Raw genomic sequence first — 7,738 nt, 5'->3', positions numbered from 1 at the left:
CCCTGCTCCTGGACGGCGCGCCCATGACCCGGCAGCGCGCCGAGGCCCGCCTCGGCTATCCGCTGGACGCCACCCATACCGCGGCCGTCGTCTGGACCGACGCCCCCGAGGCGGAGCTGCGCCAACTCGACCGCGCCGCCGATCTGCTGGCCGCCGCGGCGGGTCCCGCGCATCTGCTCAGCGTCATGGCGAGCGACGCCACCCGCTGGGTGTGGCTCACCGGGCGGCCGGACACCGACCGGGTGCGGGCCGGGCTCGGCCGGCTGCCCGCCGTGCGGATCGCGCTCGGTTCACCGGCCCCGGGCGTCGACGGCTTCCGCCGCAGCCATCTGGACGCCCTCACCACCCAGCGGATGCTCGCCCGGCTGGCCTCCGCCCAGCGCCTCGCCTCGCACGACGAGGTCGAACTCGTCGCCCTGCTCTCCCAGGACCTGGAGCGCGCCGACCGCTTCGTCCAGCGCACCCTCGGCGATCTGGAGCACGCCCCGGACGACCTCATCGACGCGGTCCGCGCCTTCCTGGCCGAGCAGTGCAACGCCTCGCGGGCCGCCACCCGGCTGTTCACCCACCGCAACACCCTGCTGCGCCGCCTCGGCCGCGCCGACCGGCTGCTCCCCCGCCCGCTCGCCGAGCATCCGCTCGACGTCGCCGCGGCGCTGGAGATCCGGCACTGGCGCGGCGCCGGCGGACAGCGCGCGTGACTCCATGATCACATCGAGTATCTTTCTGGCGTGTCCATGCCTTCGGCGCCGCAGTCGGCGCATCTCGACCCCTGGGGCGCACCGCCCCTGCCCCCGCCGCGGAAGAGACCGGCCGCCCTTGTGGCGGCGGTCATCGGCGGGGCCCTGCTGCTGATCGTGGCGATCCTGGCGGCGGTCGTGCTGTCCGGGAAGGTCTTCGACCGGAGTTTTCCCCGGGCCGAGTCCACGCTGACCGTTCCGCACACGGTGCTCGACGGCCGGTACGAGCTGCGCCGGGACGACTCCGCGACCACCGGCCGGACCATGGCGCGGACCTGGCGGCTGAGCCTGGACGCCGAGGCCGCCCACGGCGTCGTCGCGTCGTACCGGCTGAAGGACGCCGACTACGACGATGTGGTCGTGACCGGCATGTACGGCCGGTTCAGGAACACCGCCTCGCTGCGCGCCCGTCTGCTCGCCGAACGCGGCTCCACGGCCAGCCCCGTGAAAGTGGTCACCCCGCCCAGGGACCTCACCCCGGCCTCCTCCCCCGTCAGGGTCAGCTGTGAGTACCTGAGCCGCAGTTGGACCGACGGACAGGCCCTCACCTACCCGGCCTGCGCCTGGGCCGACGGCAACACACTGGCCCGCGTCGCCTACATGACCACGTCGTACGTCGACCTGAAGGACGCCGCCGAGCAGACCCTGCGGGTCCGCTCCGACATGCTGCGGCCGATCCGCTGACCGACCCGGAGGACCGCCCGACTATGTCCGACACCCGCCCGCCCCTGCCACCCTTCGACCTCGACGGCGCCCTGGCCAAGGTCCAGGCCGCCGAGGACGCCTGGAACACCCGCGATCCGCACCGGGTCGCCCTCGCCTACACCGAGGACTCCGTCTGGCGCAACCGCGACGTCTTCCTCACCGGCCGCGCGGAGATCGTCGGCTTCCTGACCGCCAAGTGGGAGCGCGAACTGGACTACGCGCTGCGCAAGAGCCTGTGGAGCTTCGGCGGCAACCGCATCGCGGTCCGCTTCCAGTACGAGTGGCACGACGCCGGGGGCCGCTGGTTCCGCTCGTACGGCAACGAGTTGTGGGAGTTCGCCGGCAACGGCCTGATGTGCCGCCGCGAGGCATCCATCAACGACATGCCCATCGAGGAGGCGGAGCGCCGCCACTTCGGGCCGCGCCCGGCCGACGAGCGGGGCAAGGGACACGACTTCCCTCTTGCCTGACGCGACATCAACTTCTTTGTAGAGCAAAGAAGTTTATCTGTTCACGCCGTGAAAACCTTGTGCAGGGTGACATGTCCCCGTCATCATTACGGGGGAATCATCTACCCGTATAGACCCCCCGCGGACGCGGCACCCTCACCGCCGCCGCGGCCACCCTGGTCACCTTCTGCGCGGCCCAGCGCCTCGCCGCCGCGCCCTCCGCCTTCGCCGCCCCGGCCCCCGACCCGGCGGCGGCCCGTGCCGCGCACGCCCACTCGGCCACCGCGTCCGTCGTCGCCTCCGCCCAGGACCGGGCGCGGTGCCCGCGACCCGGCGCGCCGACGGTGCGCTGAAGTCCCGACTCGCCGCCGCCGACCGGCAGATCGCCCAGGCCAGGGGCCTGGACGCGAAGACCGGCCCGTGGCGCCGACGGCGACGAGGCCGTTGAACTTCTCATCCTGCTTGGACGCCAGGGAGAACGGGCCCACCTCCGGGTCCGCGCCACCTGACCCGGTCGCGGTAAGGGCTCAGTTCCCGCCGGGGAGGGAGCCCAGTCCGTGCGCACGGCTGCCCAGCACCCGCCGCGACACCTCGGCCTCCATCGCCCCGCTGAACACTTCACCGTCCTTCGCCGCGCGGGCGGCGGCTTCCGCGTCGGCCTTCAGCAGGTCCATGTGGATCGCGGCGGCCGCGGTGGTGCCGGCCGCTGCCGCGGCGGGAACCCCGGCCAGTACATCGCTGACGTTCCCCGCGGCCCACACGCCCTGCACTCCGGTGAACCCGGAGGCGTCCACCTGGAGCTGCTCCCCCAGGCCCATGGGGTGTTCCCGCATCGTCACGCCCAGCTCGCGCAGGAAACCCGCGCGCGCGAGGAACCGGGGGGCGACCACCAGTTGCTGGACCGGCACCACCTTTCCCGATGCCAGCCGCACGCCCGCCAGCTGGTCCTGGCTGTCGGCCTCGAGCCCGGTGGCCTCACCGTCGACCACGGCGACGCCGAGAGCAGCCAGCTGCTCCCACTGTTCATCGGTCAGTTCCGTTGCGGTGTGCAGGAACAGCGTGACGTCCTTGGACATCTGACGGAACAACAGTGCCTGGTGGAAGTTGCCGAGCACCCCGATGACCTTGTCCCGGACTTCCCAGCCGTGGCAGTACACGCAGTGCAGCACGTCGCGCCCCCACCGTTCGGCCAGCCCTGGCACGTCCGGCAGCACATCGACCAAACCAGTGGTCACCAGCACTCTGCGTGTCCGTAGGTGCTGCCCGTCCTCGGTGACAACCCGGAAGCCCGCGCCGTCCCGGGAGATCCGCGTGACCTGCCCCGAAACGACACGACCGCCGTACGAAGCGACCTCCTCGCGCCCTCGCCGCAGTAGCTCCAGAGGAGAGATGCCCTCGCGGCCGAGCACACCATGGGCGCCGGCAGCCGGAGCATTGCGGGGCTCACCCTTGTCGATCACCAGAACCGACCGGCGCACCCGGGCCAGAGTCAAAGCCCCGGAAAGGCCGGCGGTCCCACCCCCGACCACCACGACGTCCCAGGCCTGTTCACCATCTCGTATCAACTCGAACTCGCTCATGCCATCAGCGTGCGACGGCGCCACGGATGCCGCAAAGATTCATGCTGTCCTGGCAAAACGCGCTGGCTCTCGCCGCCGGGGATGGCTCGCCGGTCGGCCGACGGCCCCGGAGCACGCCGAGCAACTTGCCGGTCCAGCAAGAGGATTCGTCGCCTGCGGATACGCGTGTGCAAGCTGCGTCCAGATGGTTCCGGCCCCCAACTGAAAGCCGGTATCTCCAGGACTCGGTCGTGCTCCCGCATTCGTTGGGAATTCCTCCGGATCGAGCCGCATGCCGATAGTTGAAATACTTGAGGAAGCAGCAGATGGAAAATCGCCACGTCGTGATCATTCCGATCGAGATCGATGAGGAGAAGGAAGCCTCTTATCTCGCCGCATGGCAAGATGCTGCGGAGGTGATGGCGGCGCAGCCCGGTTTCATTCGGACGTACATGTTCCGCACGATCGTTCCGGGGAGCAAATTCTCTCTCGTCAACGTGGCGGAATGGGAGTCCACCCGTCACTGGGAAGAGGCAATGAATGTCTGCCCGATGATGGGACAGCAGATAGCCGTCGTCCATGCCTCGAACTACGAGGCGATCCGGACGGTCCTGCCCACGCAGAGCCTGAGTTCCGGCGACGGTCGCATGCCCGCTGACCTGTCTCCTGTTGAGGCGCGTCGCCGCGCCGAGAATGGGCAACTCACACTGGTCGATGTCCGTGAAGACGATGAATGGGCAGCGCGTCACCCGGCCGGCGCCGTCCACGCCGCGCTCAGCACATTGCCGGCGTCGCTGTCGGATCTGCCTGACGGCCCACTGGCCTTCGTCTGCCGCACAGGCAACCGCAGCGCGCAGGGCGGCATGCAGGCGATCCGCGCGGGCCGGTCTTCCGTCTACAGCGTGGCGGGCGGCCTTGAGGCGTGGGAAGCAGCGGGGCTGCCGGTCGTCCTTCCCGGGAGCGAAAGCGCCGAGAACAACGGCGATCGCGTCGCAGATGCGGTGCACGAGGACTGACGAAAGCAAAACCGGAAGACAACCGGCGCATACGTCCGCCGACATGAGGCCGGCCGGACACGCCGTCCGCCCTCAGTCTCCGGAAAATCCGCTACCGCCATTCAAGACGGTGACCGTTTGCGCAATGGCCCAGGAAATTAGAACCGAAAAGGAATTACCCGGGTACGCCAGCCCGGAGAGGAGTCACGCCATGTTTTTTGTCGACACCCTGGAGTTCGAGGGGCTGGGCAACCGTAGCTATCTGGCAGGGGGTCGGAGAGCTGCGGTCGTGGTCGATCCGCCGCGGGACGTCGATCAGGTGATCGCCCTCGCTGCGCGGCGAGGGGTGCGCATCGCCTACGTGGCGGAGACGCACTTGCACAACGACTACGTCACCGGCGGTCTGGAACTGGCCCGCCTCACCGGCGCCCGCTACCTCGTCCCGGTCGGGGCCCGCGTCTCCTTCCCTCGCACTCCTGTCGCGGACGGGGACGTGTCCGAGGTGGACGAGTACCTGGTGCTGCGCGCGATAGCCACCCCGGGCCACACCCCGCACCACACCTCGTACGTCCTGGAGGAGGAGGGAGACCCGGTGGCTGCTTTCACGGGCGGCTCTCTGCTGATCGGCTCCGTGGGACGACCGGACCTGGTGGACCCGCGGCTGACCGAACAACTGGCCCGTGCCCAGCACGCTTCCGTCCACCGGTTGGCGGCGACACTCGACGACGAGGTGCCGGTGCTGCCCACGCACGGTTTCGGCAGCTTCTGCTCCTCCTCCCAGGCCGAGGGCGATGCAAGCACGATCGGCCAGGAACGCGCCGGCAACGACGCATTCACCCTGGATGTCGACGACTTCGTGAAGCGGGTCCTGACCGGGCTGGAGAACGTGCCCGCCTACTACACGCACATGGGCCCGGCCAACGCCGCCGGACCCGGGCCCGTCGACCTGACCCCGCCCGAGCCCGCCAACGCCGCACAGATCGCCGAACGACTGGCGGCGGGTGAGTGGGTGGTGGACCTGCGCAGCCGGGTCGCCTTCGCCGACGGCCATGTGGCCGGATCGTTCAACTTCGAGGGCACAAGCAAGCTGGCCACCTATCTGGCCTGGCTGATCCCGTGGGGCAAGCCGGTCACCCTGCTCGGCGACACCCCGGCGCAGATTGCCGAGGCGCAGCGGGAGCTGACCCGGGTCGGTATCGACCGCCCGGCCGCCGCCGCCACCGGTGATCCAGCCGCCTGGGTCCGTCAGAGGGAACGGCTCGCCTTCTTCCCCCGCGCCGGCTTCGCCGACCTCGCCGCCGCACACAAGCGCGGCGAGGACTTGGTGGTACTGGATGTGCGCCGGGATTCCGAACGTGCGAACGGCTTCATCGAGGGCTCCGTGCACATTCCGCTCCATGAACTGCACGGCCGGGTCGGCGACGTGCCGGACGGCACGGTGTGGGTGCACTGCGCCGGCGGGATGCGCGCGGCGATCGCCGCGTCTCTCCTGGACGCGGCCGGACGACAGGTCGTCGCCATCGATGACAGCTTCGAGGCGGCCGCCGACGCGGGCCTGAGCCTCACCCGGTCATGAATCCCTTGCTCCACCTGCACAGAAGGCACGTGATGTTCCTCTACCGCCAGGCTCTTGGCTGCCTCGGCCCCGTACCGGCCCACCCCCGCATCACCGGTACCGCAATGCCGTCGGCCGGCGACAGCAGACACAGTGAGCGAATAGCGTGACCGCCCTGATCCTGGCCCTGATTGCAGGAGCCGTTGTCGGCCTGATGCTCGGCGCCCTCGGCGGCGGCGGCAGCGTCCTGGCGGTGCCCGCCCTGATCTACCTGCTCGGCTTCACCCCCGCCTCAGCCACCACCGCCAGCCTGATCATCGTCACCGCCACATCTCTGACCGCCCTGTACGCGCACGCCCGGGCCGGGCGGGTGCGGTGGAAGGCCGGAGCGGCATTCGCAGCCGCCGGGATTCTTCCGGCGGCCGTCGCTGGGGCAGCCTCCGCCCACCTGCCTCAAGCCGTCCTCACCCTCGCCTTCGCCGCCATAGTCGCCCTCTCCGCCCTCAAAATGCTCCGGCCCGCTGACACCGCCCGCCCCAAAGACGGCGGTGTACGGCCGGGCAAGGCAGCCGGGGCCGGTGCCGCACTCGGCACGCTGACCGGACTGCTCGGTGTGGGCGGCGGCTTTCTCGCCGTCCCCGCCCTGGTCACCGTCCTGGCATTCGAGATGGAGGCCGCGGTCGGCACCAGTCTGCTGGTCATCACGGCCAACTCACTGGCCTCCCTGGCCACTCGCTCCGGCACCGCTGCCTCGGTCGACTGGGCGCTGATCGGCCCGTTCATCGGAACCGCGATCCTGGGCGCCTGGGACGGCAAGCGCATAGCCGCGAAGGTCTCCGCGTCCCACTTGCAGCGCATCTTCGCCGTGGTCCTGCTGGCCGTGGCCGCCTTCATGCTCGCCGACGCCGTGACGTGACAGCAGCCCAGATCGGCGACAACTTTTCCAGGCGGGCCCGCATCCGCCCGGTGTCCCCGGCCGCCAACGCGCCCTCCTCTCCAGTTGGCCTCCTGCCTGACGAACTTCTCGGCACCGGATCTCGCCGCCCGAGGCCGTTCGGACCGGCGGTAGTCGGAGTACGACCGAGATGCGGGTCATAGGGGGCAATGCGTTGATCTTGAAGCCCTGGGAGCCCTTCTGCCTGGGCTCGTGAGGCTATTGGGGCCCTACGATCCGGGGGCGCGCGGGAAGTTCCCAGCAGGCCCCTCCGCCACAACTCCCCGCCCCCGACGCCTAGCCCGGGGGCCGTCACCTCACGGCCGCCGATCCCCCACGGATGGCTGGTTTTCGGCACGGGCAGCGGTATTTCACCAAAAACCGCGCTGACCGTACCTCCCGCTCGGCAGGATGGGGGCATGGACCTTGGGAATGTCAGTCCGGACGGGGTTCGGCCGGTGGTCGTGCGCATTCCGGTGGAGCCGGTCGAGGCCGCCATGGAGGCCGACGCCCTCGACGCCGTGCACAGCGCCGGTGAAGTGGCCGTGCGCGGCCCCCTGTTCGGGGTGGTCGCGCAGACCGCCGAGGACGGGCAGCGCTGGCGGGCGGTGACCTCGATCACGGCTCCCTTCCCGCAGATCTCCCGCGACACCCTGTACTCCCGGCTGTGGTTCCGCGCGAAGGACGAGGCCAAGGACAGGGCGGAGCGCCGGGCCCTGCTCGCGGCGGTCGCCCGGCTGGAGACCGAGCCCGTCGACGAACTCACCGTGCTGGACACGCGCTACCGGATCGTGCGCGCCG

9 protein-coding genes are annotated in these 7,738 nt (G+C 70.3%); 8 read left to right on the top strand and 1 reads right to left on the bottom strand.

Annotation, left to right across the window (positions count from 1 at the left end; all coding sequences use genetic code 11):
* The 4 genes from CCN72_RS35010 to CCN72_RS41485 form a co-directional block, all read left to right on the top strand.
* On the top strand, positions 1–701 hold a 701-nt coding region (locus CCN72_RS35010; protein ID WP_208638181.1), incomplete at its 5' end, for a PucR family transcriptional regulator.
* Between the two features lie 30 nt (positions 702–731).
* Positions 732–1,424 (top strand): hypothetical protein, encoded by a 693-nt coding sequence (locus CCN72_RS35005; protein ID WP_143664309.1) that lies wholly within the window; start codon positions 732–734, stop codon positions 1,422–1,424.
* A 23-nt stretch (positions 1,425–1,447) separates the two neighbouring features.
* On the top strand, positions 1,448–1,915 hold the full coding sequence (locus CCN72_RS35000; RefSeq protein ID WP_086812389.1) for a nuclear transport factor 2 family protein: 468 nt from the start codon (positions 1,448–1,450) through the stop codon (positions 1,913–1,915).
* 298 nt (positions 1,916–2,213) lie between these two features.
* Positions 2,214–2,342: a hypothetical protein gene (locus CCN72_RS41485; RefSeq protein WP_279630313.1), complete on the top strand. Its 129-nt coding sequence runs from the start codon at positions 2,214–2,216 to the stop codon at positions 2,340–2,342.
* A 79-nt stretch (positions 2,343–2,421) separates the two neighbouring features.
* Here the strand turns inward: CCN72_RS41485 and CCN72_RS34995 are convergent, their stop codons facing one another.
* Entirely contained in the window at positions 2,422–3,474 is a 1,053-nt protein-coding gene (locus CCN72_RS34995; protein ID WP_086812392.1) for an NAD(P)/FAD-dependent oxidoreductase, read from the bottom strand.
* 290 nt (positions 3,475–3,764) lie between these two features.
* Between CCN72_RS34995 and CCN72_RS34990 the strand changes: the two genes are divergently transcribed.
* The 4 genes from CCN72_RS34990 to CCN72_RS34975 all read left to right on the top strand — a co-directional run.
* Entirely contained in the window at positions 3,765–4,469 is a 705-nt protein-coding gene (locus CCN72_RS34990; protein WP_244174632.1) for a rhodanese-like domain-containing protein, read from the top strand.
* Between the two features lie 190 nt (positions 4,470–4,659).
* Complete coding sequence (locus CCN72_RS34985; RefSeq protein ID WP_086812385.1) at positions 4,660–6,024, top strand: MBL fold metallo-hydrolase; 1,365 nt, start codon at positions 4,660–4,662, stop codon at positions 6,022–6,024.
* Between the two features lie 145 nt (positions 6,025–6,169).
* Positions 6,170–6,919 (top strand): sulfite exporter TauE/SafE family protein, encoded by a 750-nt coding sequence (locus tag CCN72_RS34980; RefSeq protein ID WP_086812383.1) that lies wholly within the window; start codon positions 6,170–6,172, stop codon positions 6,917–6,919.
* A gap of 437 nt (positions 6,920–7,356) precedes the next feature.
* The coding region (locus CCN72_RS34975) for a DUF5954 family protein (RefSeq protein ID WP_244174631.1) at positions 7,357–7,738 on the top strand (382 nt) is incomplete at its 3' end.

The sequence above is a fragment of the Streptomyces murinus genome (assembly GCF_002154555.1).
Classification (GTDB): Bacteria; Actinomycetota; Actinomycetes; order Streptomycetales; family Streptomycetaceae; genus Streptomyces; species Streptomyces murinus.
Note: the sequence above shows the minus strand (reverse complement) of the source record. Positions and strands in the feature narration are given on the sequence as shown.

Bases quoted from the DNA above. Each gene is read 5' to 3' on its own strand.
- CCN72_RS34995 (WP_086812392.1), bottom strand. From the start codon at position 3,474: ATGAGCGAGTTCGAGTTGATACGAGATGGTGAACAGGCCTGGGACGTC.
- CCN72_RS34985 (WP_086812385.1), top strand. From the start codon at position 4,660: ATGTTTTTTGTCGACACCCTGGAGTTCGAGGGGCTGGGCAACCGTAGC.
- CCN72_RS35000 (WP_086812389.1), top strand. From the start codon at position 1,448: ATGTCCGACACCCGCCCGCCCCTGCCACCCTTCGACCTCGACGGCGCC.